The sequence below is a fragment of the Geobacillus sp. FSL K6-3411 genome (assembly GCF_037965715.1).
Classification (GTDB): Bacteria; Bacillota; Bacilli; order Bacillales; family Anoxybacillaceae; genus Geobacillus; species Geobacillus thermodenitrificans.
Window position 1 is genome coordinate 3,526,720 of sequence record NZ_CP150187.1, and the last position, 21,777, is coordinate 3,548,496.

At 49.9% G+C, this 21,777-nt stretch carries 26 protein-coding genes; 13 read left to right on the plus strand and 13 right to left on the minus strand.

Annotated features, from left to right (window positions below; genetic code table 11):
- Positions 1-129 precede the first annotated feature (129 nt).
- Entirely contained in the window at positions 130-1,680 is a 1,551-nt protein-coding gene (locus NSQ22_RS17970; protein WP_013399800.1) for an IS1182 family transposase, read from the plus strand.
- 258 nt (positions 1,681-1,938) lie between these two features.
- On the opposite strand, the gene NSQ22_RS17975 is transcribed toward NSQ22_RS17970, so the two are convergent.
- A complete protein-coding gene (locus tag NSQ22_RS17975) occupies positions 1,939-2,454 on the minus strand; it encodes a YwhD family protein (RefSeq protein ID WP_008880741.1) in 516 nt (171 codons plus the stop codon).
- Between the two features lie 17 nt (positions 2,455-2,471).
- The gene (locus NSQ22_RS17980; RefSeq protein WP_008880742.1) at positions 2,472-3,140 is read right to left on the minus strand and encodes a site-2 protease family protein; all 669 of its coding nucleotides are present in this window, start codon (positions 3,138-3,140) and stop codon (positions 2,472-2,474) included.
- A 131-nt stretch (positions 3,141-3,271) separates the two neighbouring features.
- Between NSQ22_RS17980 and NSQ22_RS17985 the strand changes: the two genes are divergently transcribed.
- The 3 genes from NSQ22_RS17985 (at position 3,272) to NSQ22_RS17995 (ending at position 6,609) form a co-directional block, all read left to right on the plus strand.
- On the plus strand, positions 3,272-3,460 hold the full coding sequence (locus tag NSQ22_RS17985) for a 2-hydroxymuconate tautomerase (RefSeq protein ID WP_011888418.1): 189 nt from the start codon (positions 3,272-3,274) through the stop codon (positions 3,458-3,460).
- Positions 3,461-3,561: 101 nt separating this feature from the next.
- The gene (locus NSQ22_RS17990) at positions 3,562-4,863 is read left to right on the plus strand and encodes an NCS2 family permease (RefSeq protein ID WP_029761108.1); all 1,302 of its coding nucleotides are present in this window, start codon (positions 3,562-3,564) and stop codon (positions 4,861-4,863) included.
- A 177-nt stretch (positions 4,864-5,040) separates the two neighbouring features.
- Positions 5,041-6,609: an IS1182 family transposase gene (locus tag NSQ22_RS17995; protein WP_087959916.1), complete on the plus strand. Its 1,569-nt coding sequence runs from the start codon at positions 5,041-5,043 to the stop codon at positions 6,607-6,609.
- A 96-nt stretch (positions 6,610-6,705) separates the two neighbouring features.
- Here NSQ22_RS17995 and NSQ22_RS18000 read toward each other — a convergent pair whose 3' ends face one another.
- The 3 genes from NSQ22_RS18000 to NSQ22_RS18010 form a co-directional block, all read right to left on the minus strand.
- Positions 6,706-7,218, minus strand: coding sequence for a YwgA family protein (locus NSQ22_RS18000; protein ID WP_339263978.1), 513 nt, complete (start codon positions 7,216-7,218; stop codon positions 6,706-6,708).
- Between the two features lie 13 nt (positions 7,219-7,231).
- Positions 7,232-8,530: an HD domain-containing protein gene (locus NSQ22_RS18005; protein WP_008880746.1), complete on the minus strand. Its 1,299-nt coding sequence runs from the start codon at positions 8,528-8,530 to the stop codon at positions 7,232-7,234.
- Positions 8,531-8,674: 144 nt separating this feature from the next.
- Positions 8,675-8,902, minus strand: coding sequence for a DUF1450 domain-containing protein (locus NSQ22_RS18010; protein ID WP_008880747.1), 228 nt, complete (start codon positions 8,900-8,902; stop codon positions 8,675-8,677).
- Between the two features lie 173 nt (positions 8,903-9,075).
- Here NSQ22_RS18010 and NSQ22_RS18015 point away from each other — a divergent pair, with 173 nt between their 5' ends.
- Entirely contained in the window at positions 9,076-9,729 is a 654-nt protein-coding gene (locus tag NSQ22_RS18015) for an RsfA family transcriptional regulator (protein ID WP_029761105.1), read from the plus strand.
- Positions 9,730-9,838: 109 nt separating this feature from the next.
- On the opposite strand, the gene NSQ22_RS18020 is transcribed toward NSQ22_RS18015, so the two are convergent.
- The 3 genes from NSQ22_RS18020 to pta are packed head-to-tail and all read right to left on the minus strand — an operon-like array spanning position 9,839 to position 11,987.
- The gene (locus NSQ22_RS18020) at positions 9,839-10,699 is read right to left on the minus strand and encodes a lipoate--protein ligase family protein (protein WP_081157464.1); all 861 of its coding nucleotides are present in this window, start codon (positions 10,697-10,699) and stop codon (positions 9,839-9,841) included.
- Positions 10,656-10,952, minus strand: coding sequence for a hypothetical protein (locus NSQ22_RS18025; protein WP_081157463.1), 297 nt, complete (start codon positions 10,950-10,952; stop codon positions 10,656-10,658). Before NSQ22_RS18025 ends, NSQ22_RS18020 begins: the two co-directional genes overlap by 44 nt.
- Positions 10,953-11,012: 60 nt before the next feature.
- Positions 11,013-11,987: a phosphate acetyltransferase gene (gene pta / locus NSQ22_RS18030; protein ID WP_081157462.1), complete on the minus strand. Its 975-nt coding sequence runs from the start codon at positions 11,985-11,987 to the stop codon at positions 11,013-11,015.
- Positions 11,988-12,221: 234 nt separating this feature from the next.
- Here pta and hemQ point away from each other — a divergent pair, with 234 nt between their 5' ends.
- The 5 genes from hemQ (at position 12,222) to NSQ22_RS18055 (ending at position 15,846) form a co-directional block, all read left to right on the plus strand.
- The gene (gene hemQ / locus NSQ22_RS18035; RefSeq protein WP_035499495.1) at positions 12,222-12,968 is read left to right on the plus strand and encodes a hydrogen peroxide-dependent heme synthase; all 747 of its coding nucleotides are present in this window, start codon (positions 12,222-12,224) and stop codon (positions 12,966-12,968) included.
- A 293-nt stretch (positions 12,969-13,261) separates the two neighbouring features.
- The gene (locus tag NSQ22_RS18040; protein ID WP_008880752.1) at positions 13,262-13,690 is read left to right on the plus strand and encodes a cell wall hydrolase; all 429 of its coding nucleotides are present in this window, start codon (positions 13,262-13,264) and stop codon (positions 13,688-13,690) included.
- Positions 13,691-13,714: 24 nt separating this feature from the next.
- Positions 13,715-14,287 carry a spore coat protein GerQ gene (gene gerQ, locus NSQ22_RS18045; RefSeq protein WP_008880753.1) on the plus strand — a complete coding sequence of 191 codons (573 nt, stop codon included), beginning with the start codon at positions 13,715-13,717 and terminating at the stop codon, positions 14,285-14,287.
- Positions 14,288-14,423: 136 nt separating this feature from the next.
- Complete coding sequence (locus tag NSQ22_RS18050) at positions 14,424-14,924, plus strand: hypothetical protein (protein WP_008880754.1); 501 nt, start codon at positions 14,424-14,426, stop codon at positions 14,922-14,924.
- A 19-nt stretch (positions 14,925-14,943) separates the two neighbouring features.
- Complete coding sequence (locus tag NSQ22_RS18055) at positions 14,944-15,846, plus strand: prenyltransferase (RefSeq protein ID WP_008880755.1); 903 nt, start codon at positions 14,944-14,946, stop codon at positions 15,844-15,846.
- 53 nt (positions 15,847-15,899) lie between these two features.
- Here NSQ22_RS18055 and NSQ22_RS18060 read toward each other — a convergent pair whose 3' ends face one another.
- The 4 genes from NSQ22_RS18060 to NSQ22_RS18075 all read right to left on the minus strand — a co-directional run bounded on the left by NSQ22_RS18060 (position 15,900) and on the right by NSQ22_RS18075 (position 17,902).
- The gene (locus NSQ22_RS18060; protein WP_008880756.1) at positions 15,900-16,271 is read right to left on the minus strand and encodes a DUF423 domain-containing protein; all 372 of its coding nucleotides are present in this window, start codon (positions 16,269-16,271) and stop codon (positions 15,900-15,902) included.
- Between the two features lie 136 nt (positions 16,272-16,407).
- On the minus strand, positions 16,408-16,653 hold the full coding sequence (locus NSQ22_RS18065; RefSeq protein WP_081157460.1) for a cytoplasmic protein: 246 nt from the start codon (positions 16,651-16,653) through the stop codon (positions 16,408-16,410).
- A 243-nt stretch (positions 16,654-16,896) separates the two neighbouring features.
- Positions 16,897-17,196, minus strand: coding sequence for a YwdI family protein (locus NSQ22_RS18070; RefSeq protein ID WP_008880758.1), 300 nt, complete (start codon positions 17,194-17,196; stop codon positions 16,897-16,899).
- 16 nt (positions 17,197-17,212) lie between these two features.
- Entirely contained in the window at positions 17,213-17,902 is a 690-nt protein-coding gene (locus tag NSQ22_RS18075; protein WP_008880759.1) for a uracil-DNA glycosylase, read from the minus strand.
- A gap of 146 nt (positions 17,903-18,048) precedes the next feature.
- On the opposite strand from NSQ22_RS18075, the gene NSQ22_RS18080 reads away from it, so the two are divergent.
- The 3 genes from NSQ22_RS18080 to NSQ22_RS18090 are packed head-to-tail and all read left to right on the plus strand — an operon-like array spanning position 18,049 to position 19,614.
- Positions 18,049-18,399, plus strand: coding sequence for an STAS domain-containing protein (locus NSQ22_RS18080; protein WP_008880760.1), 351 nt, complete (start codon positions 18,049-18,051; stop codon positions 18,397-18,399).
- The gene (rsbW, locus tag NSQ22_RS18085) at positions 18,396-18,884 is read left to right on the plus strand and encodes an anti-sigma B factor RsbW (RefSeq protein ID WP_008880761.1); all 489 of its coding nucleotides are present in this window, start codon (positions 18,396-18,398) and stop codon (positions 18,882-18,884) included. Before NSQ22_RS18080 ends, rsbW begins: the two co-directional genes overlap by 4 nt.
- Entirely contained in the window at positions 18,844-19,614 is a 771-nt protein-coding gene (locus tag NSQ22_RS18090) for a sigma-70 family RNA polymerase sigma factor (RefSeq protein ID WP_008880762.1), read from the plus strand. The genes rsbW and NSQ22_RS18090 overlap by 41 nt, the downstream gene beginning before the upstream one ends.
- Positions 19,615-19,663: 49 nt before the next feature.
- Here NSQ22_RS18090 and NSQ22_RS18095 read toward each other — a convergent pair whose 3' ends face one another.
- Positions 19,664-21,571 carry a SpoIIE family protein phosphatase gene (locus NSQ22_RS18095; RefSeq protein WP_087960346.1) on the minus strand — a complete coding sequence of 636 codons (1,908 nt, stop codon included), beginning with the start codon at positions 21,569-21,571 and terminating at the stop codon, positions 19,664-19,666.
- Positions 21,572-21,777: the final 206 nt, after the last annotated feature.

Below are 21,777 nucleotides of genomic sequence, written 5' to 3' on the forward strand. Positions count from 1 at the left end.
AGGATGTCCCAAAAGTGTTCGCATAGCGTTCGCTTTTGGGGCACTTTTTTGGGCAAAAAAAGAAGAAAACCGTTCCTTTTTTGGTATAATAGAGTCACCACAACCCTACCAAGAAAGGACGGTTTTCTTATGTACATTTATTATAACCGAGATCAACTCATTTTGCCAATGGATCTTGAAATTCTCATTCCCAAACATCATCTTTGCCGGATCGTGGATCTAGCCGTGGAAAAAATGGATCCAGCTCTGCTCGTTTCCCTCTATCCCGGCGGAGGCCGCCCAGCCTATCATCCGAAAATGATGTTGAAAGTCATCCTGTATGCCTACGCCAATCGGATCTATTCCTCTCGCCAAATCGCCAAGCAATTGAAAGAAAACATTTATTTTATGTGGCTATCCGGCCATCAAACACCGGATTTCCGCACCATCAACCGATTTCGGTCGGAACGGATGAAGGACATCATTTACGAAACGTTTTTCTCCATTGTCGATCTTCTGCGTCAAGAAGGGTTGGTCAAACTAGAGGATTACTTTCTGGATGGAACGAAAATCGAGGCCAGCGCCAACAAGTACACGTTCGTTTGGCGCAAATCAACGGAAAAGTACGATCAGAAGTTGGAGGAGAAATTCCGGAAAATCGTAGCCTCGATCGAACAGGTGGTAAAAGAGGATGAAGAGTCGGAACAAGAAGGAGATTTTCAAGAAAAGCTGGAAGCTTCACCGATCACGTCTGAAAAGATCGAAGCCGTGATCGAACAAGTGGAAGAACATCTAAAGAAAGAGCCGAAGAATCGCACGTTAAAGAAAGCAAAACAGCAATTGGAACAAGACATTCTCCCCCGTAAGAAAAAATATGAAGAATACAAAAAAGTGTTAGGCGAACGAAACAGTTTTTCGAAAACGGACCCCGATGCGACGTTTATGCGGATGAAAGACGACCATATGAAAAACGGCCAGCTCAAACCGGGATATAATGTGCAGATAGGGACAGAGAACCAATTCATCACTGGATTTAGCGTGCATCAACGGGCGGGGGATGCCGGATGCTTCATTCCACATTTGGAGCAATTGGCCGCCTATGGGCGTCCCATGCCTAAACGAGCGATTGCGGATTCCGCCTATGGGAGTGAGGAGAACTACACGTACTGCGAGAAAAAGCAGATCGTCGCGCTGATCAAGTACAACACATTGGACCGGGAACAAACGAAAGCGTGGGCGAAAGAGATCGGCCGAATCGAGAACATGACGTACGATGAGGAATTGGATGAGTGGATTTGCGCGAAAGGGGAACGGCTGGTGTTTGTGTATAAACGGAAGGAAACGACCGACAACGGGTACGTCATCGTCAAACGGACGTATCGTTGTACAGCATGTGCCGGATGCCCGTTTCAAGCAGCATGTGCCAAAGGCAAAGACACGAAAACCATCCGCGTTTCCTTGAAAAATCAACAACAACGGCAAGAAATCCGGAAACGGCTGTCCACGGAAGAAGGGGCGACGACATATCGAAGACGGCAAATCGAAAACGAGCCGGTGTTTGGGCAAATCAAGCATAATCAGCAATTTCATCGGTTTTCATTGAGAGGCCTCCCAAAAATTACCTTGGAGTGGGGTCTAGTTTGTGCTGCCCACAATTTGAGAAAGTGGGCCACAACGACCGACCCAACAAGGAAAAAATAGGATAAAATTCGGAAATAAGGAGAAATTCCTGCCTCAAAAAAGGAATAAATAACCAAATGGTAAGAAAAAGAAACAGAGGCTACTCTCAAAAGGTCGGTTTAGACGACCTTTTGAGACAGCCTCGTTTTAAAGAAAATCCCCCGCACATATGTGCGGGGGATTTTCTTGTCCTAGTTTTCCTGTGTTATACATGTAGGTTTAGTTTATCCCTTTTTCTAGGCAATAACAAGTCCTTCCGCTAACATGTTCACAAAACCGTCACAATTCGCCTTCGAGCCCTTTTTTCAGTTCATCACTCGAACGGTTCCACATGTCGATGTCATGCCCTTTCAAAAAGTCAGCGAGCACTTGCTTCGATTTGTCGTCCATATGGTCGACGATGATGTGCCGCTTTAGTGATTTATCCAAACGGTTGACATGCTCGGGCAACAACTTATAGCCGCGGCGCGCCTCACGGTCGACCGTCATTTCACACGCCGTTACCCCGGCATAATACGGGCCGTCCTCGCCACGCTCAACCGTTACCCAAACGATCCAGTACGGCTTGCCGTTCGGCACGGCGGAACGGTCGGGCAAAAATTTAATGCCCCGCTCGACAGCGCTGCGTGCGTGCATCGCTCCCATATCAACGAATGCTTCACCCGCTTCGACATCAATGATGACGGGCGAGACGTTTTCCAAGCTGATCGCGCCGGCACCAAAACCGCGATGTCCATCGGTCGGATCGTCTTTAATAATGTTAAAGCCGATATTTTTCTTCTTTTTTTGCTCCATTCGCTTCTTCCTCCTTCCTACATAAACAAGTTGGCAGCAAACGCCTGCAAATGTTCAAGCACGAACGGCAACGCCACTTGAAACACCGGCTCAATCGTGTACCGATCAAGCGGTGTCAGCACGAGAATGAGAAAAATGAGCGCCCCGTAGTTTTCCCATTGCGTCATTTTCGCTCGCAGCCCATCCGGAGCGATGTCTTCAATGATACGATACCCATCAAGCGGCGGAAACGGCAATAAATTAAACACAAACAAGACGGTGTTCAAGCCGATAAAAATTTGGAAAAACATATCAAACCCGGCCGCAAACCAATTAGGCAGCGCCCTCATAATGCCGAAATCGATCATCGCATACCAAACGATAAACCCAAGTCCAGCAAGCAAAAGGTTGCTTAGCGGCCCGGCGACCGACACGAGAATGCCAGCTAGACGCGGGTTTTTAAAATGGAAACGGTTGACCGGCACCGGCCGCGCCCAGCCGAAACCGGCTAAGAAAATAAGCAGCGTGCCAAATAAATCCAAATGAGCAAACGGCGATAATGTCAACCGCCCTTGATTTTTGGCGGTCGGATCGCCGAACTTGTAGGCGACGTACGCATGGGCAAACTCATGCACGGAAAACGCTAGCGCCAGCGTTAACAATACGTACGGAATTTCACTTAACGAATACGGCAAAATACGTTCCACTTGATTAACTCCTTTTCCCCTGTATTCACTATCCTTAGTATACATGATTTACCGCTAAAAGTGGATTGAACTTTACTGTTCCATGGTATAATAAGCGCGACAGCACTCGACAATGAAATGGGGGAATCACGATGCCGTATGTAACGATCAAAATGCTCGCCGGCCGCACAGACGAGCAAAAGAAAGCGCTCGTTGAAAAAGTGACTGACGCGGTTGTGGAAACAACAGGGGCGAAAAAAGAGAACGTCGTCGTTTTCATTGAAGAAATGACGAAAGATCATTACGCCGTCGCCGGAAAACGGCTGAGCGACGCGGAGTAAAGGAGAGACGGGGGCGCTTAGGGCGCTCCCGTTGCTTTTTGAAGAAAAAACGAATATTATTATATTTGTTTGTAATATTGTTCGTTTTTAGGAGGTTGCCAATGATTCGTTTTCCGAACAACACTACCGATCGCAAAACGGAATTTTTCGCTGGTTTGACGACGTTTTTAACGATGGTATACATCATTGTGGTCAATCCGGTTATCTTGTCGGACGCCGGTGTCCCGTTTGAACAGGCGTTCACTGCGACCGTCATCGCCACCGTGGTTGGCACGCTTTGGATGGCCATTTTTGCCAACTATCCGATCGCTATCGCTCCCGGCATGGGACTCAACGCCTATTTCGCCTATTCGGTCGTCGGTTCACACGGCAACATTTCGTACGAAACCGCGTTTTCCGCTGTGTTTGTCGCGGGGTTACTGTTTTTGCTGCTGTCACTCACCCCATTGCGCAGCAAGCTAATCGAAGTGATCCCTGACAGCTTAAAACATGGCATCACCGCCGGCATTGGCCTGTTTATCGCCTTTATCGGCTTGCGGCTAACTGGGATCATCCAATCCCACCCACAAAACTTAGTAGCGCTCGGCGACTTGCATGCTCCATCAGCTATGTTGACGCTGATTGGCCTCGCCGTAACGCTCGTTCTTATGATACGTCGCGTCAACGGCGCGCTCTTTTACGGCATGATTATCACCGGGGTGATTGCCTACGCGACCGGTCAATTGAAATTTGACGAAGGAATCATGTCGTTGCCGTCGTTGCCGGATGGGGTTGTCGTTGCCAATCCGTTTGCGGCCGTTGATGACGTCATCAGCCATCATTTGTATGCCGTCGTCTTTTCCTTTTTGCTTGTCACGCTGTTTGACACGACTGGCACAATGATCGGCGTCGCCCAACAAGCAGGACTGATGAAAGGGAACACGCTGCCGCGCGCCCGCGAAGCGCTCTTAGCTGACTCAGTCGCGACTACGGTCGGAGCCATGTTTGGGACAAGCCCAACATCAGCGTACATCGAGTCGTCCACCGGTGTCGCTGCCGGCGGACGGACCGGATGGACAGCGCTCACTGTCGCCGTACTGTTTATCATCGCCGCCTTTTTCAGCCCGCTAGTGGGCGCGGTCGCTGGGTTATCCGCCATCACTGCTCCGGCGCTCATTATCGTCGGCAGCTTGATGATCAGCAACATCGCCCATATTTCATGGCATGAACTCGACGAGGCGTTCCCGGCATTTCTCATCATCTTAAGCATGCCGCTCACTTCCAGCATCGCGACCGGCATCGCGCTCGGCTTCATTTCGTACCCGCTCTTAAAAATTGCCCGCGGCCGCTGGCGCGACGTGCCTCCGCTGTTGTATGTGCTTGCCGTGCTGTTCTTTTTGCAGCTGGCGTTTTTGCCACACTGATGGGAGGTCACACGACCATTGGCCACATCGGTTTTCAACCGTAAAAAGAGGATGTCCCAAAAGTGTTCGCATAGCGTTCGCTTTTGGGACACTTTTTTGGATAAAAAAGAAGAAAACCGTTCCTCTTTTGGTATAATAGAGTCACCACAACCCTACCAAAGAAAGGACGGTTTTCTTATGTACATTTATTATAACCGAGATCAACTCATTTTGCCAATGGATCTTGAAATTTTCATTCCCAAACATCATCTTTGCCGGATTGTGGATCTGGCAGTGGAAAAAATGGATCCGGCTCTGTTCGTTTCCCTCTATCTTGGCGGAGGGCGTCCAGCCTATCATCCGAAAATGATGTTGAAAGTCATCCTGTATGCCTACGCCAATCGGATCTACTCCTCTCGCCAAATCGCCAAGCAGTTGAAAGAAAACATTTACTTTATGTGGCTATCCGGCCATCAAACACCGGATTTTCGCACGATCAACCGATTTCGGTCGGAACGGATGAAGGACATCATTTACGAAACGTTTTTCTCCATTGTCGATCTTCTGCGTCAAGAAGGGCTGGTCAAGTTAGAGGATTATTTTCTGGATGGAACGAAAATCGAAGCCAATGCCAACCGATATACATTCGTTTGGCGCAAATCAACGGAAAAGTACGATCAGAAACTGGAGGAGAAATTCCGGAAAATCGTTGCCTCGATCGAACAGGTGACGAAAGAAGATGAAGAGGCGGAACAAGAGGGGGATTTTCAAGAAAAGCTGGAAGCTTCACCGATCACGTCCGAAAGGATCGAAGCCGTCATCGAACAAGTGGAAGAGCGCCTAAAGAAAGAGCCGAAGAATCGTACGTTAAAGAAAGCCAAACGGCAATTGGAACAAGATCTTCTCCCCCGTAAGAAAAAATATGAAGAATACAAAGAAAGATTAGGCGAACGGAACAGTTTTTCGAAAACGGATCCGGATGCCACGTTTATGCGGATGAAGGACGACCATATGAAAAACGGCCAGCTCAAACCGGGGTACAATGTGCAGATTGGGACAGAGAACCAATTCATCACTGGATTTAGCGTGCATCAACGGGCAGGGGATGCCGGATGTTTCATTCCGCATTTGGAGCAATTGGCCGCCTATGGGCGTCCAATGCCTAAACAAGCCATTGCGGATTCCGCCTATGGGAGTGAGGAGAACTACACGTACTGTGAGAAAAAGGAGATAGTCGCCCTGATCAAGTACAACACGTTGGATCGGGAACAAACGAAAGCGTGGGCGAAGGAGATCGGCCGAATCGAGAACATGACGTATGATGAGGAGCTGGATGAGTGGATTTGCGTCAAAGGGGAACGGTTGGTGTTTGTGTATGAACGGAAGGAAACGACCGACAACGGGTACGTTACCGTCAAACGGACGTATCGTTGTACGGCTTGTGCCGGATGCCCGTTTCAGGCGACATGCGCCAAAGGCAAAGACACGAAAACCATCCGCGTTTCCTTGAGAAATCAACAACAACGGCAAGAGATCCGTAAACGGCTGTCCACGGAAGAAGGGGCGGCGACGTACCGAAAACGACAAATCGAAAACGAGCCGGTGTTTGGGCAAATCAAGCACAACCAGCAATTTCAGCGCTTTTTGTTAAGAGGGCTCCCAAAAATTACCTTGGAATGGGGGCTTATTTGTGCTGCTCACAATTTGAGAAAGTGGGCGGCCACAACCGATCCAACAAAGAAAAAACAGGATAAAATTCAGAAATAAGGAGAAATTCTCGTTTCAAAAAAGGAATAAATAACCAAATAGTAAAGAAAAGAAACAGAGGCTGTCCCCAAAAGGTCGGTTTAACGACCTTTTGAGTCAGCCTCTTTTATTGCATTGGCTGCGGAGCATCTCAATGTATTCGTACGCTTCCTCAATTTCCTCATCCGTATAGCGTTGTTTGCTTTTTAACAGAGCGATTTTTTCTTTCACTTCGTCTTTTGGTAAATGTTCAAAATAGAGCACCGTGGCGACAAGCTCCAAAAAGCGCGCGTTTTGTTCATTCATCACTTGCATGCATTCGTCAAGGCCCGGCATGCCCCAGTCGTAATGGCGCAAAAACTGCTCACCCGCTTCGGTGAGCGTATAGCGATATTGCACATAGCCGCTTTTTTTCTCTTTTGTCTCATGCAAAAAACCGAGCGCGCATAACTCCTCGACACGGCATGTCAATTCTTCAGAATACGGGCCGTAAAAATGGAAGTCGAACTTCTCGTAAAACGGAAAGTCGAGCTTTTTTGCGATGTAAATCATTTTTTGCAGCTTTTTACGACCGGTAATTTCCCCGGCGGCCGCCAATGCCTTCATCACTTTCGCATGCTCCGTGAGCACTCTCCGTCATCTCCTAACCCTTTAAAATTTCCATAATCTTTTTCTTCACTGTCCGCTTCGTTGATAAGTCATAGAGAAAGTCAGCCGGAAAATATAACTTATGGTCGGTGCGCCGCTTGCCGGAAATGGCGTCGACCAACACCGATTCGCGCGACAGCTCGCGCAATTCCCCATTTGGCATCAACAAATAAATCGGCAGGCGCTCGCCTTCCTCACCCGGCCGGTAAAAATCGTACGGCAAGTCGGACGATGAATCGACGACTAAATAATAGTCCGGGTCGATGCCTGCTTTTTTAAATAAGTTAGTCAGCTCGATCAGCTTTGTCATCTGCTCGTTCGTTGGATGAAATTCGGTATATTTAAACAGACGTCGGTGGACAAATCGTTGACATAAATCGCTTAAAATCGGGTCCCGTTCGTGTTGCCATTGCTGGAAGTAAAACAATATGACCGCCTCATCGAGCGCCAAGTAATCGTCAAGCGTTACGTTCCCCTCAAAAAACGACAAAAAATGAACGGGTTTCGTTTGAAACGAGTAGCCGTCTTCGTACAGCTTTTTCGCCCGATGCAAAATTTTTGTTAAAATGACTTCAGCGCTGCGTGTCACCGGATGGAAATACACTTGCCAATACATTTGATAGCGGCTCATAATGTAATCCTCAACCGCGTGCATGCCGCTCCGCTTAATGACGACTTGGTCTTCACGCGGGCGCATAACACGCAAAATGCGCTCCATGTCAAAATAGCCGTAGCTGACGCCGGTGTAGTATGCGTCGCGCAATAAATAGTCCATCCGATCGGCGTCAATTTGACTCGAAATCAAGCTGACAACGAGTTTATTTGGATATGTTTTGGCGATCACTTCGGCTACCTTTTGCGGAAAATCGCTATCGATGGCACGTAAGGCAGCGTTCACTTCCGTATCGCCTACAATAATAGCTCGAGTGAAATCTTCATGGTCTAAATGAAACACTTTTTCAAACGAATGGGAAAACGGGCCGTGCCCTAAATCGTGCAAGAGCGCCGCACATAGACAAAGGAGGCGTTCGCTATGATCCCAATGCTCGCGGCCGACAAAGACGTCATCAAGAATGCGGCGGATGATTTCATAAACGCCGAGCGAGTGGTTGAATCGGCTATGTTCGGCGCCGTGAAACGTCAAATAGGTCGTGCCGAGCTGTTTAATGCGGCGCAGGCGCTGAAACTCTTTTGTGCCGATTAAATCCCAAATCACCTTGTCACGAACGTGTATGTATCGATGCACCGGATCTTTAAACACTTTTTCTTCATGAAGCTGCCCGCCGGGATACATAGTGCCCTCCTCTTCCGTTTCCAACATACATCTATTATACGCCGTTTCGAGATGCAAAGAAATAGTTGACTTTTTTCTCCGTCTATCTCCATTATTGACGGAAAAAACAAAAAATCACCTTCTTTCGGCAAAGAAGGTGATCAATTAGCGGCTTTTCAGTCTTTCGGCAATTTTATCGATCAGTTCGTCTTCCGTCAGCGCCGCTACTGGGCGATTATTGACGAAGGCGAACGTTTTTTTCCGCCCCGGACCGCAATATGACTGGCAACCGATTTTAATGACCGCATCCGGATCGAGCTTTTTCAGGCGCGGAAGCAACGTCTTTAAGTTCGGTGCCTTGCAGTCGTCGCAAACGCGAAACTCATTTGCCATCACTTGTCATCCCTTTCCACAGCGTTTGCTTTGTGTATTCTACCGCTTTCGCAGGAAAATTGCAAGCGGGCGGCTTTCATTCTTGCAATTTGCCAATCCTGTAAACTTGCAACGTATAAATTTGTTTCTTTTTGCCCATCCTTTTACTAGAAACGAAAAAGGAGTGGGGAATGATGAAGCAACGACAAGATGCTTGGACGGAAGAAGACGATTTGTTGTTAGCGGAAACCGTGCTTCGCCACGTACGCGAAGGAAGCACCCAGCTGAACGCATTTGAAGAAGTTGGTGACAAATTAAATCGGACGTCGGCCGCCTGCGGGTTCCGTTGGAACGCGGTCGTCCGCCATCGGTATGAAGAAGCACTCCAGCTAGCGAAAAAGCAACGAAAAGAACGACAGCGTCTGCTTGCCAAACAAGGCGGTGCTAGAAAGCGCCGTCTGTATGAACCACCGATGCCGTCATTAGAGGAGCTCGGCGACATCATGCAGTTGCCGGCCGTCATTCCAGCACCGCAGCCTCAATCAGTCACACTTGATCAAGTAATCGCCTTTTTGAAAACGTTCCAATCGCACGAACAGAAACGGGAAACGCTGATCAAAGAAAATGAACGGCTGCGCCGCGAAATTGAAGAATTAAAGCAAAAAAATAAGGAACTAGAGGAACAGGTTGCGAAATTAGAAGAAAACTCGTCGACTGTCCAAGAAGATTTTGAGACACTTGTCAAAATCATTAATCGAGCACGCAAAATGGTGTTAAAAGAGGAAGAGGAGCGAGGTCTGACCTTCCGCATGGACCCCAATGGAAACTTAGAGAAAATCGCCGAGTAATGAAACAGGATGCCGATGGAGAACTGCGGCATCCTTTTCTTTCGTCGGAAAACGGCGATCTTCTCGATAGCTGGCAAGGCGGCCTCATTCATCCGAAGCGAAATGAATGTTACCGTTTGATGCCTTCGCTCGGTTCTGTGATGGATACGTTGGCGTTCCGTTCGACGATGCGTGCCCAATATTGTTCATACCATTCCCATTCCTCACCATCGAGAGCGGACGAATACAAAGCACCGCCAAACGATTGAAGCGTGCGCCAAAGGGCAACCAACAGCTCGTCAACCGACAACTCGCGGCCGATGAGTTCAGAAAGCGATGCCATCACTCCTGGGACGACATCAGGATAGGTAAATTTCGTTTCTTTCCCTTGCCGACCGAGCTCGTAAAAGCAGCGGATGAGCTCAGCTCGTTCAGCTCCGCTGCCGGTGACGCAAAGATAAATTTGTACCGCGACTCCACCGCGCACGCGCCGCTGTGAAATGCCAGCGAATTTTTTCCCGCCGATGCTTAAGTCATAGCTGCCTGGGCAGTACGAGCCAACAACTTCTCCCGCTTCGATGTTGGCGCCGTAGGGGGCAAGCATGGCTGCAATGAGCGCGTACATCGCTTCATATCCCTGTTCGATGGCAATCGTGTGTTTTTTCGTTTCTGGAAAAATAAGTGATATGTTCAGCACCCCGCTGTCAAGAACGACAGCCAATCCACCGGAATTACGCACGACGACACGGTACCCTCGCTGGCGCAAAAACGCAACGGCCTCATCAATATACGGAAGTTTTGTATCCGCGGCGCCTAAAACGACGGTATTCTCATGCACCCATGTGCGGACGACGGCATCAGACCGCCCGGTACCGACCGCGGTGCATAGCGTATCATCAGTCGCAAACGACTGTTTTGCGTCAAATAACGAGCCGAAATGCGATTGATCAATCACTCGCCATTTTCGTTGCTGCAACAATTCGTTCATCATTAGCTGCTAGCTCCTTATTCTTCATCCGTTTTTTGATTATGATTATAACATAACCAAAGCGGATGCCTCTTATCTCGTCCCCATTCACTGCGGCATAACGAAAAATGATGGAGTAAAAATGACTGGGAATGGAACGCACAATGCGAGAAAACGTGGAGAATACTTCACCGCCGAACATCGAAAAAGGTGTCCCGCGTTGTTGGGACACCTTTTTGGCTTGCTTTTCTCGCATGCGTGAAACCGTGCGCTCCATTAACCACTGCTTTTAAAGGGCTGGACACACCGATGCATAGCCGTTCACGAAAGCATCGTCCTATAATGATTGAGCTGCCGTAATCAAGGCGAGCTTATAGGCATCTTCTGCGCTGCAGCCGCGTGATAAGTCGTTTACCGGCTTGTTCAGCCCTTGCAAAATCGGGCCGACCGCTTCAAAGCCGCCGAGGCGTTGGGCGATTTTGTAGCCGATGTTGCCTGCCTCGAGGCTCGGGAAAATAAAGACGTTTGCATCGCCTTGAATGACCGAATCCGGCGCTTTCTTTTTCGCTACTTCTGGCACGAACGCCGCGTCAAATTGAAACTCGCCGTCAAGAACGAGGTCAGGAGCCATTTCCTTCGCCAATCGCACAGCCTCTGCGACTTTTTCCGTTTCCGGCGACGAAGCCGAGCCTTTCGTCGAAAAGCTAAGCATGGCCACGCGCGGATGGAGGCCGAACATAGCAGCCGTCCGGGCGCTCTCGATCGCAATTTCGGCCAAATCTTGGCTGTCAGGGGCAATGTTGATGGCGCAGTCGGCAAACACATACTTCTCCTCGCCGCGCACCATAATGAAAACGCCGGACGTTTTGCGGACTCCCGGTTTCGTCTTAATAATTTGCAAAGCCGGGCGCACCGTATCGGCTGTCGAGTGAGCCGCCCCGCTTACGAGACCGTCCGCTGCGCCTGTATAGACAAGCATCGTACCGAAATAGTTTTCATCCAACAACAGTTTGCGTGCTGCTTCTTCCGTCACTTTCCCTTTACGGCGCTCAACGAAAGCGGAAACGAGCTGATCAAACTCCTCATAGTCGCGTGGATTGATGATGTCCACTCCGTCAAAAGGTAAGCCAAGCTCCGCTGCTCTCGCTTTGATCGCTTGTTCATCGCCAAGAACGATCGGCAGAAGCACTTGTTCTGCCGCCAATCGGCTTGCCGCCGTCAAAATGCGGTCATCCGTTCCTTCCGGAAATACAATTTTCCGTCCGGTGCCAACCACTTTCTCCTTTAATGCTGTAAATAAATCGTTTGCCACGATTCATGCCTCCTTTATGATCGGTTGACGTTTTCCCTGCGGGACACACCAACCTTCCTCTACCATTAAGCATACCTCTTTATATGCGAAACGCAATCATAGTAAGCCCTTCCAACAAATAATTCACCTTTTGGCACAATTCAGTCTACTTTTGCCCTGTGCACCGATGTCCGCTTTTTTGGGCAAACTATGGTATAGTAATACTGTACTATTGACCGATAAGGAGTGACGATGATGAGTGAAGCGGCCCAAACGTTAGACGGTTGGTATTGTTTGCATGATTTCCGTACGATCGACTGGAGCGCGTGGAAAATGTTGCCAAACGAAGAACGTCAAGCAGCGATTGACGAGTTTTTGGCGCTCGTCGACAAATGGGAAACGACCGAAAGCGAACAGCAAGGCAGCCATGCGATTTACACGATCGTCGGGCAGAAAGCGGACATTTTGTTTATGATTTTGCGCCCGACGCTCGATGAGCTTCATGAGATTGAAACGGCGCTCAATAAAACGAAACTTGCCGAGTATTTGCTGCCGGCGTATTCGTACGTCTCGGTCGTCGAATTGAGCAACTATCTAGCGTCCGGCAACGAAGATCCGTATCAAATTCCGGAAGTGCGCCGCCGCTTGTACCCGATTTTGCCGAAAACGAACTACATTTGCTTCTACCCGATGGATAAGCGGCGCCAAGGCGATGACAACTGGTACATGTTGTCGATGGAACAGCGGCGCGAGCTCATGCGCGCTCACGGCATGACCGGTCGAAAATACGCCGGCAAAGTGACGCAAATCATTACCGGCTCTGTCGGTTTGGACGATTTTGAATGGGGTGTCACCTTGTTTTCCGATGATGCCCTCCAGTTCAAAAAACTTGTTTATGAAATGCGCTTCGATGAAGTGAGCGCTCGCTTTGGCGAGTTTGGTTCGTTTTTCGTCGGCAACCGCCTAGCGGCTGAAAACGTACCGACCTTCTTCCATATTTAACAGCAATGAGGGTGTCTCAAAAGCATGAGACACCTTTTTATTACCACATCCAACGGATTCTTCGCTCTATATCTTGTACACACAACGAAGGATCGACGGCTTTTTCCGTCAGTCCCTGCCTTGCTTCCCCGCTGTTTTGGACAACCATATGGTTTTCTGTCATATGAGGCTTGGTTTCCCCATACATATAAAATCAGAAATTCCCTTTGGAAACAGTCTGTCCGTCTGTCACCATTTTCTTTCTCCATCAATAGCCTATTACTGTCGAAATTGATAACGACCGAGGTGACGATATGGCTGTTGTAGCCCATACAGAAGAAGACGTGAAGCTGTTAGCCCGGCTGATGCGGGCCGAGGCGGAAGGAGACGGGCGGCTTGGGATGCTGATGGTCGGCAATGTCGGCATTAACCGCGTTATTGCCGATTGTCTCGATTTCCGCGGTCTCCGTTCAATCCGGCAAATGGTATTTCAGAGCCCAGGCGGTTTTGAAGCGGTACAAAAGGGATATTTTTACCAACGGGCACGCGAAGTAGATATCGGCTTGGCCCGTCAAGTCATCCGCGGTTGGCGCTACCATCCGGCGACAAATTCACTTTGGTTTTTTAGACCACCTGAAGGCCAATCGTGCCCGCCACAATGGTTTAACCAATGGAACTCCGGCCGCTACAAATCGCACTGCTTTTTTGCACCGAGCCAATCCGACTGCCCACGTGTTTATTAACATTTTTATAGAGGAGGTTTTTTTATGTCTAACCATACAGAAAACAACTTCTATCCGCTTGACGAGGAGCAACAACCGTTTTATTATGCGCCGTTCGATCAAGAACGGCAACAACCGTATGCATCCTATCCTTACGGTTACCCGTACTCACAGCCGTATTATCCTACAACGTATCCGTATTATTATCCACAAGCGGCCGCTCCAACGATGATGCCGATGACTACTGCACCAACGTCAATGCCGACACCGACAACCGCCGCCGCCCCTGCCACCGCAGGCCCCTCGATTCCGGGGATGTTGCCGATTGAAGAGTCGTACATTGAAAACATTTTGCGGCTAAACAGAGGAAAAACCGCCACGGTTTATGCGACGTTCGAAAACAACCGCGAATGGAATGCGAAAGTGTTCCGCGGCGTCATTGAGGCGGCTGGGCGTGACCATGTCATTTTAAGCGACCAGCAAACGGGCACGCGCTATTTAATTCCGATGATTTATGTCGACTACGTCACGTTTGAAGGAGAAATCGCCTACGAATATCCATTCGCGGGAAGTACAGCCGCGACCACAACGCCGCTTGCTACGTATTCTCCACGCTAAATTGAAAAACAGTCTTTTGACAAGAAGGTTGCTAAAGGCAACCTTCTTTATTTTGGCTGACGTGATGGCCATCACAAGTTGTCGCCACCTAGCTGTATATAATGGTGGTAAACAACACAAAAAGAGGGGTCTGTTTATGGCTTGGACGTCGCGTGATTTTCTGCTCGGGGTACATCTTGTCGCGGCGATCATGTGGGTAGGAGGCGTGGCATTCATCGGCTGGGCGGTGTATCCCGCCTCCCGATTCATGCGGCCGCTTCAGCGCCAGCAATTTTTCCGATCGCTTATGCAGTGGTCGCACCGGCCGCTCGCCGCAGCAGGCGCCGTCGTCATCACCACCGGCATATGGCTTGGCACAGCTGCTGGGCCGATTCACAGTTGGGCGGATGTATGGCTGACCGCCTATGGCCGTGTATGGCTGACCGCCCTCCTCACAGGAACCGCCACGCTCGCTTGGGGGATGTTTGTCGGTTACCGCAAAGCGATGACCGTGTTTGCCGATGAAGAACTTTGGCAACAAGCCGAACATGGCAATGACGCACCGTTAAAAAACGCGATGACTTCGATCATTGCCATTCAGTCGGTCGAAGCGGCCGGGTTTGTCGTACTCATCCTATGCATGCTTTTACTTTCCTGATGGAAACGAGGGGTTGGCATTGCGATATGAACATTGCGAAGAAGATCAGCGTTGGTTTTATCGTTTTTCATGGTTTCACTTAATGCGTCCGTTGACATGGAGCGGGACGATCAGCCCTGTGCTGGCCGCTACCGCGCTGGCGGCAAAAAAAGGGGCTGTTCGGATCGACGTGTTGTTGGCAATGCTGGCCGCCTCTGTGCTGATCCAGTCGGCAGTCAACATGCTGAATGACTATTTCGATCGATTGCGTGGCCAAGACGTTGATAAATGGACAAACAAGCATGACGACGGTCCCGCCCATCGCTCGATCCCTGCCGTTGCGAGCGCCATGCTGACCGCCGCGGTTGCGTTAGGCGCGTACTTGGCATGGCAAAGCTATGCAGCTATCGCGTGGATCGGCACCGTAGCGATCATATGCGGGATTGCGTATTCAGCCGGGCCACGCCCGCTCGCCTCGCTCGGCTTAGGCGAGTTGACTGCCGCTACTTGTATGGGGCCGGTAGTGACCGTACTCGCTTATGCCGTACAAAGACATGCGCCAAACGCCGCTCCGTTTGCCTTGTCCATCCCGTTCGCCTTGCTCATTGCCTCGATGATTTTGACGAACAACATCCGCGACATCGAAAAAGACCGACCGTTTCGCCGCACGTTAGCCATTCGGCTTGGACGGAAAAACGCAGCACGGCTTCTCGCTGTTTTGCTCGCTTCCACCTACTTGTCGATCGCCGTCTTAATTTTTTGGCATGTCGTCCCTTTGCTTGCTGCGATCACAGTGCTCGCACTGCCGCTTGCTATCCGGCTTTGTCTTTGTTTCCGTCCCAGCGCTAGCCGAGCTGAGGAAATCAGCGGCATGAAATGGGCCGCTCGGCATCATTGGGCGGTTGGTCTGCTACTGACGTTAAGTCTATGGCTTTCACCATAAGATGAATATAGACGCCAGCCAAAAAAACGGAGCGCTCGGCTCCTGCGCTCCGTTTACAACCATTTTAACGCCGCATAACCAATCATCACCCAGGCGATTAAAAAAGCGACACCGCCAAACGGGGTGATGGCACCAAGCGGCTTGATTTGCGTGACACTTAATATGTATAAACTGCCGGAAAACAGCACAATCCCCGCCAACATCACCCAGCCGGCCACACCGATCAACCCAGCATTCGGTGCTTTGCCAAGCAACAGACCGACCACAAGCAATCCGGTCGTATGAAACATTTGGTATTGCACTGCCGTTTTCCAAGTTTCTAAATAACGGTCCGGAATTTTCCCCTCGAGGCCGTGCGCACCAAATGCTCCCAATGCGACGGCCAAAAACGCGTTCAACGCGCCAAGAAAGATGAATGTTTTCATCGTGACACCGCCTCTTTCTAATCTAAGATTCCTTCTTTATTTATAAAATAGTGACATGCTACAACAACACGCATCCCCAATCAGAATCAACAAGGAGCCGCCTTCTTTTTATTTTATCAGGATAAGACCATGTTTGTTAGAACCATTCTTGACGCATACGTTTTAAAAAGCTGCGGGCAATCGGAAAGCCGGAGCCTTCGCCGATAACAGAATCAATTCCACAGTACGGGCAAAGTGCTGTATCTCCCTGATCAACCCACTCTGTAATCTCCCCCGGGCTAAAAATGGCCAAACAATGAAAACAGCCGCATAGCGCATCGTTTTGTAGATATTTTCGATTGTGAGCGCTGAAACGATGTGCAGCTCTGACATCTTGCTGCATCCATGTGCCCCCTTGTTTCTACGTTTTTTGACGACTCATCCCACCCGGCTTTTTTATAACGAAACGAGCCGCTTCGGAGCATGGCTGGTTGGACTCATGCCCAAGCCGGAGAGCCGCTCGTTATTCTCCGGCGCAAACAAAAGTAGACAGCCTAATAGAGGAAAAACCTTTCACTCTAGTAGCGAAAAACCTGCCGAAAAGAGCAAATGACAAACTTTCTTTGCGGCTGTTGCAAGTATGTCATCAAAAATCCAACAACGACTCCCCGTTCGCATCATCATCAATGTCAGGAGATTTCCCGCCAGTAGACATGCCGCCAACCGAAAAACCAACCGCAGCGGGGAACGATCCGCCGGCGACAAGCGGCTCTGTCGAGACAGACGGAACGGACGGCTGCGGCTGATCTGTCGTTTCCAGCATTAAGTCGCATAAAGCACGAACAGCGGCGATGTGTTCGCGCATCCGCTGCGGGTCGTTCGTAACTTTCGCTTTCCGAAGCTCGTCTTCCATTTTGGCGACAACAGCAGCAAAAGAAATGGACATGGTGTTTCCTCCTTGTTCATTCGGCGCGGGCGCCGATGTTTTCGATTTGCCAGTCGATCGGTTCGCGTCCGCACTTTGTCAAAAATGCGTTCGTCCGCGAAAACGGGCGGTGACCGAAAAAGCCGCGCGCGGCAGAAAACGGGCTCGGGTGCGGCGCCTCGATGATATGATGACGCGGGTTCGTGATGCGTTCTTTTTTCTCTTGCGCGTTCCGCCCCCAAAGCAAAAAGACGACTGGATCGTCTTTTTCGTTGACGAGCTCAATGACGCGGTCGGTGAAATGTTCCCACCCTTTGCCGCGGTGGGAATTTGCCTGGCCGCGCCGAACCGTCAGCACGGTGTTTAGCAACAGCACCCCTTGCTTTGCCCATTTCACGAGGTAGCCGTTATCCGGTATGTAACAGCCAAGGTCATCATGCAGTTCTTTAAAAATGTTGACCAAAGACGGCGGCACCGGAACGCCCGGCTTAACGGAGAAACTCAACCCGTGCGCCTGCCCTGGGCCGTGGTACGGATCTTGCCCGAGCAACACGACTTTGACGTTCGCGTACGGCGTATAATGAAGGGCGTTGAAAATATCGTACATATCAGGATAAATCGTTCGCGTCCGGTACTCTTCTTTTAAAAACTCGCGCAGCTTTAAGTAATATGGCTTTTGAAACTCCTCTTCTAGAAGCGGAGCCCAATCGTTTTTTAAAATCGGCATTGCAGCCACTCCTTTGGCATTGGCTTTTTTCTTTTCTGTTTCAAATAGTATAAAATATGGGTATATCCATTGTAAACGTCTTAGGGGTGGACAACCTTATTATACGATGACGAAGCCAAACCATCGAGCATTTGGGGTGAACCAACATGGACAGGAAACGATTTCATATCGTTCATGACGAACAGCCAGATCGGCACATGGTATACATAAAAGGAGAGCTTGATTTAGCGGCGGCCGAACAGTTTCAGCGCGCTGTCGAACCGCTTGCCAATGACGCAACGAAACTGCTTGTCATCCATTTAGACGAATTGACGTACATTGACAGCACCGGCATTGGCATGCTGGTCGCACTGTTGAAAACGAGAAAAAAGCAAGGAGCGCGGTTTGCCATTGAAAACGTGCCGCCCAAGGTGCAGCGTTTGTTTGATTTAACGGGAGTATCTTACTTTTTTTCCGAAGCGAACGATACGACAGAAAGGATCGGAGGCCAATCATGAAAGAGCATGAAACCGTCGTACAACTATCGATTCCAGCTGATGCGCAGTTTATCGATATCGCGCGTTTGACGTTGTACGGGCTGGCCGCTAAGATGGGATTTTCGTATGAAGAGATTGAGGATATGAAAGTCGCTGTTTCAGAAGCATGCAATAACGCCGTTTTGCATGCGTACAACGGAAGAAGGGGAATGATTCATCTCCGCTTTGAAATGAGCGCCGATGCCTTAGCGATTGTTATTAAAGATGAAGGCAAAGGATTTGATTACAAACAAGTAGCGAAACAGGCAGCACCACTGTCCGCTAAGCCGATTGAGGACGTCAAAATCGGCGGTCTCGGCCTCTTTTTAATGGAAGCGCTCATGGACGATGTAAGTGTCACAACAGCGGACGGAACAGAAGTCCGCCTCACGAAATTCCGCCATCGCGGCGAAGGAGAGCATGCCCATGAATGTATATCCCCCTCCTCTGTCCAAGAGCAAGCTTGACGCCCTCATTTCCGCCTATCAACAAACAAAGACGGAAGAAGCGGCGACAGCACTGCTCGTTCGCTTCGAGCCGCTCATTGCGGCCGCAGCAAAAAAAATGGCGCGCAGCCGTCCTGATTTTTATGAGGACTTATTTCAAGTCGGACGGTTATCGTTTTTGCGCCTCCTTGAGCATTACGACCCGAACCAAGGAACAAGCTTTGAATCGTATGCAATGAAAAGCTTGATCGGCTATATGAAAAACTATTTGCGCGACAAAGCGTGGTATATTCAAGTACCGCGCAGAGTGAAAGAAAACGGAAGCAAAGTGCAGAAGGCGATCGATGAGCTGACTGTCACACTTGAGCGATCACCGAACATCGAGGAAATAGCCAACCATTTAGGTTTATCGGTCGAAGAAACGATTGAAATTTTGGCTGGCCGCGACCATTATCAGGCGATTTCCATCGATGCCCCCGTGCAAGACGGGGAAAAGGACGCAACGACCATCGGCGAATTTCTTGCCGATGACACGAATGAGGTCGAGGCGCTGATCGAGCGGCTTGACTTGCAAGAAGCCATCGGCAAGCTGAGCGAGCAGGAGCGGATCGTCATCGAGGCGGTGTTTCGCCGCGGAGAAACACAGCGCTCGCTCGCTAAACGGCTCGGCGTCTCCCAAATGACGATCAGCCGCATCCAAAAGCGGGCGATTGAAAAACTGAAGCGGCAGCTTGCCGCCTATTCGTCATAATGGCAGAAGAAAGCGCCGCCTTCACCATCAAGCAGTATAAACGCTGATGTCAACGGCGGCGCAATAGCAACAACGTCTGATCGTCTTTTTGCTCGTATTGGTGATACGCTTTCACCTGCTCGTACAAATCGTGAACAACTTGTGAGGCAGGCTGGTCGAGGTTGGTGCGGGTGACCATTGAGGCGAGGACAGAAAAGCCATCAGCCACTTCTTCCCCGCGCTTTTCCGTCACTCCGTCCGTGTACAACAACACAAAATCTCCTGGTTCTAGTGCAACCGATTTGGTCTCAAACGAAAATTGCGGGAACAAGCCGAGCGCGCATCCTTTGGCGTGAAGCGGCACGCATTGTTTCGTTTTCGCCCGGTATAGAAGCGCCGGCTCATGCCCGGCGCACGCATACGAAAATACGTGCGTTTTTTCATTGTAATTGCCGACAAACATCGTTACAAACATCGACGGTTCGGTGTAGTCATAGGCGAACCGATTCAACAAGTCAAGATACACATGCGGCTGCGTCCCATAATGGACCGTGCGGTCTAAAATAAATTTCATTAGTGTCATGAGCATTGCGGCTGGAATGCCTTTTCCCGACACATCAGCAATGCCGACAGACACGGATGTTTGGTGAACAGAAAAGCGGTAAAAATCGCCGCTTAATACCCGAGCGGGAACGCTGAGGACACCGATGTCGACATAGGATGGCAAATTCGCTTCGGAAGACGTCTGCAAGAGCGCACGCTGCATATTCGCTGCAAGCGACAATTCAAAATCAAGCTGTTCACGCTCTCGTTCAAGCCGCTCTTTCTCTTTTTTCTCCGTCATGTCGCGCAACACAGCGACAAGCCCCGTCAGCGCACCGTTTTCGATTACTGGCGCCAGCGTGTAGCTCACCGGCAAACAAACACCGTCGTATCGGCAAAATGACTCTTCCTCAACGCGGATCACTTCGCCGCTTTTCAACCGTTTGACGACGTAGCGCAGCTGCTTCCAATCCCATGCGTCACCGTTCGGCCCAGCAAGCGAAACAAAAGAAAATAACGGCTTTCCTTTCGCTTCGTCAGGGACGACACCGAGCAGTCGACCGGCTTCTGGGTTCATCCAAACAATTTGCCCGTCTCGGTCTAACATCATCAGTCCTTCGCCAAGGGCGTTCGCCATCATTTCCAGCTGCTGTTCGTGTTGCTTGAGTTCTACATACGGCTTTTCAATCGTCTCCACATACATAGCCCGCAAGACATACAAAAATCCGGCCACTTCGTACAGCTGCCCCCATAGCACATGCCCAGGGCCCAACATCAGCAACACTTGGCCAAAAGCGAACAACAGTAAAGCCATCAACCAGTACAAGGGGGAAGAAGAGCCGCCTTGCCGATAGCGACGCCATACGATCGCGGCGGCTGCTGCATCAAGCAATCCAACCGTCCCTTCTCCCGCCTGCCACCAAAGCGGCCAGCGGCTCGTCCCATCTCCCAGCCAAAGCGACGCTGTAAAATGGAGCAATAGACCGATAGCAGCTGTATAAACCAAGGCCATCAAAAACGCCTGCCAACGCTGTCCGCTGTGCCGTTCCATCACCTCGTCCGGACGTGAAAATAAAAAGAGCAACCCCCAAGCGATCGTAAAGCGAGCAGCAAGCGAAAACAGCGACGCTTCACCCGCGTCCGCGAATGAAAGGAGAAAATGAAAGGAAAACAGCGATCCTGAGGAAAAAAATAACGCCCCCATCACGAGCCGCTCCATCGACAGCGTATGGGGAAACACCGCCCATCCTTGCATGGCGACAAGCCAGCAGACGACAACGGCGGCAAGCCCTAAAGCAAGATGAATAGAATGATAGAAACTAGGGGGAAAAGAGAGCCGCCCTGCAGCGAACAAAAGCACGCCAAATAACGTGGTTGCCAACACTGCCGCTATGCTGTGCAGGCGCATTCGCCGATTTTGTCTATGTTCGTTCACAAATGGTGAACCCCCACTCTTTGTTTATATGGTTTATTATACCATACGTCATCTAACTGACGTATAGGAACGTCAAAGCGCTTTTCTGTTTTCTTTGGCTCCCACAACAAAAAAGAGGCTCTCCCAAACAGAGAACCTCCCCAGATGAATAGTTGGCCATTTCCCGCGCAATATTTACTATCATAACAGAATCGAGAAACACATCC

Excerpts from the sequence above, each read along its gene's own strand:
- NSQ22_RS17985 (WP_011888418.1), top strand. The coding sequence starts at position 3,272 with ATGCCGTATGTAACGATCAAAATGCTCGCCGGCCGCACAGACGAGCAA.
- NSQ22_RS18075 (WP_008880759.1), bottom strand. The coding sequence starts at position 17,902 with ATGCCGATTTTAAAAAACGATTGGGCTCCGCTTCTAGAAGAGGAGTTT.
- NSQ22_RS17990 (WP_029761108.1), top strand. The coding sequence starts at position 3,562 with ATGATTCGTTTTCCGAACAACACTACCGATCGCAAAACGGAATTTTTC.
- NSQ22_RS18070 (WP_008880758.1), bottom strand. The coding sequence starts at position 17,196 with ATGTCCATTTCTTTTGCTGCTGTTGTCGCCAAAATGGAAGACGAGCTT.
- NSQ22_RS18010 (WP_008880747.1), bottom strand. The coding sequence starts at position 8,902 with ATGGCAAATGAGTTTCGCGTTTGCGACGACTGCAAGGCACCGAACTTA.
- NSQ22_RS17970 (WP_013399800.1), top strand. The coding sequence starts at position 130 with ATGTACATTTATTATAACCGAGATCAACTCATTTTGCCAATGGATCTT.
- hemQ (WP_035499495.1), top strand. The coding sequence starts at position 12,222 with ATGAGTGAAGCGGCCCAAACGTTAGACGGTTGGTATTGTTTGCATGAT.
- NSQ22_RS18005 (WP_008880746.1), bottom strand. The coding sequence starts at position 8,530 with ATGTATCCCGGCGGGCAGCTTCATGAAGAAAAAGTGTTTAAAGATCCG.
- NSQ22_RS18050 (WP_008880754.1), top strand. The coding sequence starts at position 14,424 with ATGGCTTGGACGTCGCGTGATTTTCTGCTCGGGGTACATCTTGTCGCG.
- NSQ22_RS18090 (WP_008880762.1), top strand. The coding sequence starts at position 18,844 with ATGAATGTATATCCCCCTCCTCTGTCCAAGAGCAAGCTTGACGCCCTC.
- NSQ22_RS17975 (WP_008880741.1), bottom strand. The coding sequence starts at position 2,454 with ATGGAGCAAAAAAAGAAGAAAAATATCGGCTTTAACATTATTAAAGAC.
- NSQ22_RS18065 (WP_081157460.1), bottom strand. The coding sequence starts at position 16,653 with ATGCAGCAAGATGTCAGAGCTGCACATCGTTTCAGCGCTCACAATCGA.
- NSQ22_RS18060 (WP_008880756.1), bottom strand. The coding sequence starts at position 16,271 with ATGAAAACATTCATCTTTCTTGGCGCGTTGAACGCGTTTTTGGCCGTC.
- rsbW (WP_008880761.1), top strand. The coding sequence starts at position 18,396 with ATGAAAGAGCATGAAACCGTCGTACAACTATCGATTCCAGCTGATGCG.
- NSQ22_RS17995 (WP_087959916.1), top strand. The coding sequence starts at position 5,041 with ATGTACATTTATTATAACCGAGATCAACTCATTTTGCCAATGGATCTT.
- NSQ22_RS18020 (WP_081157464.1), bottom strand. The coding sequence starts at position 10,699 with ATGATGAACGAATTGTTGCAGCAACGAAAATGGCGAGTGATTGATCAA.
- NSQ22_RS18025 (WP_081157463.1), bottom strand. The coding sequence starts at position 10,952 with ATGGAGCGCACGGTTTCACGCATGCGAGAAAAGCAAGCCAAAAAGGTG.
- NSQ22_RS18015 (WP_029761105.1), top strand. The coding sequence starts at position 9,076 with ATGAAGCAACGACAAGATGCTTGGACGGAAGAAGACGATTTGTTGTTA.
- NSQ22_RS18080 (WP_008880760.1), top strand. The coding sequence starts at position 18,049 with ATGGACAGGAAACGATTTCATATCGTTCATGACGAACAGCCAGATCGG.
- NSQ22_RS18040 (WP_008880752.1), top strand. The coding sequence starts at position 13,262 with ATGGCTGTTGTAGCCCATACAGAAGAAGACGTGAAGCTGTTAGCCCGG.
- gerQ (WP_008880753.1), top strand. The coding sequence starts at position 13,715 with ATGTCTAACCATACAGAAAACAACTTCTATCCGCTTGACGAGGAGCAA.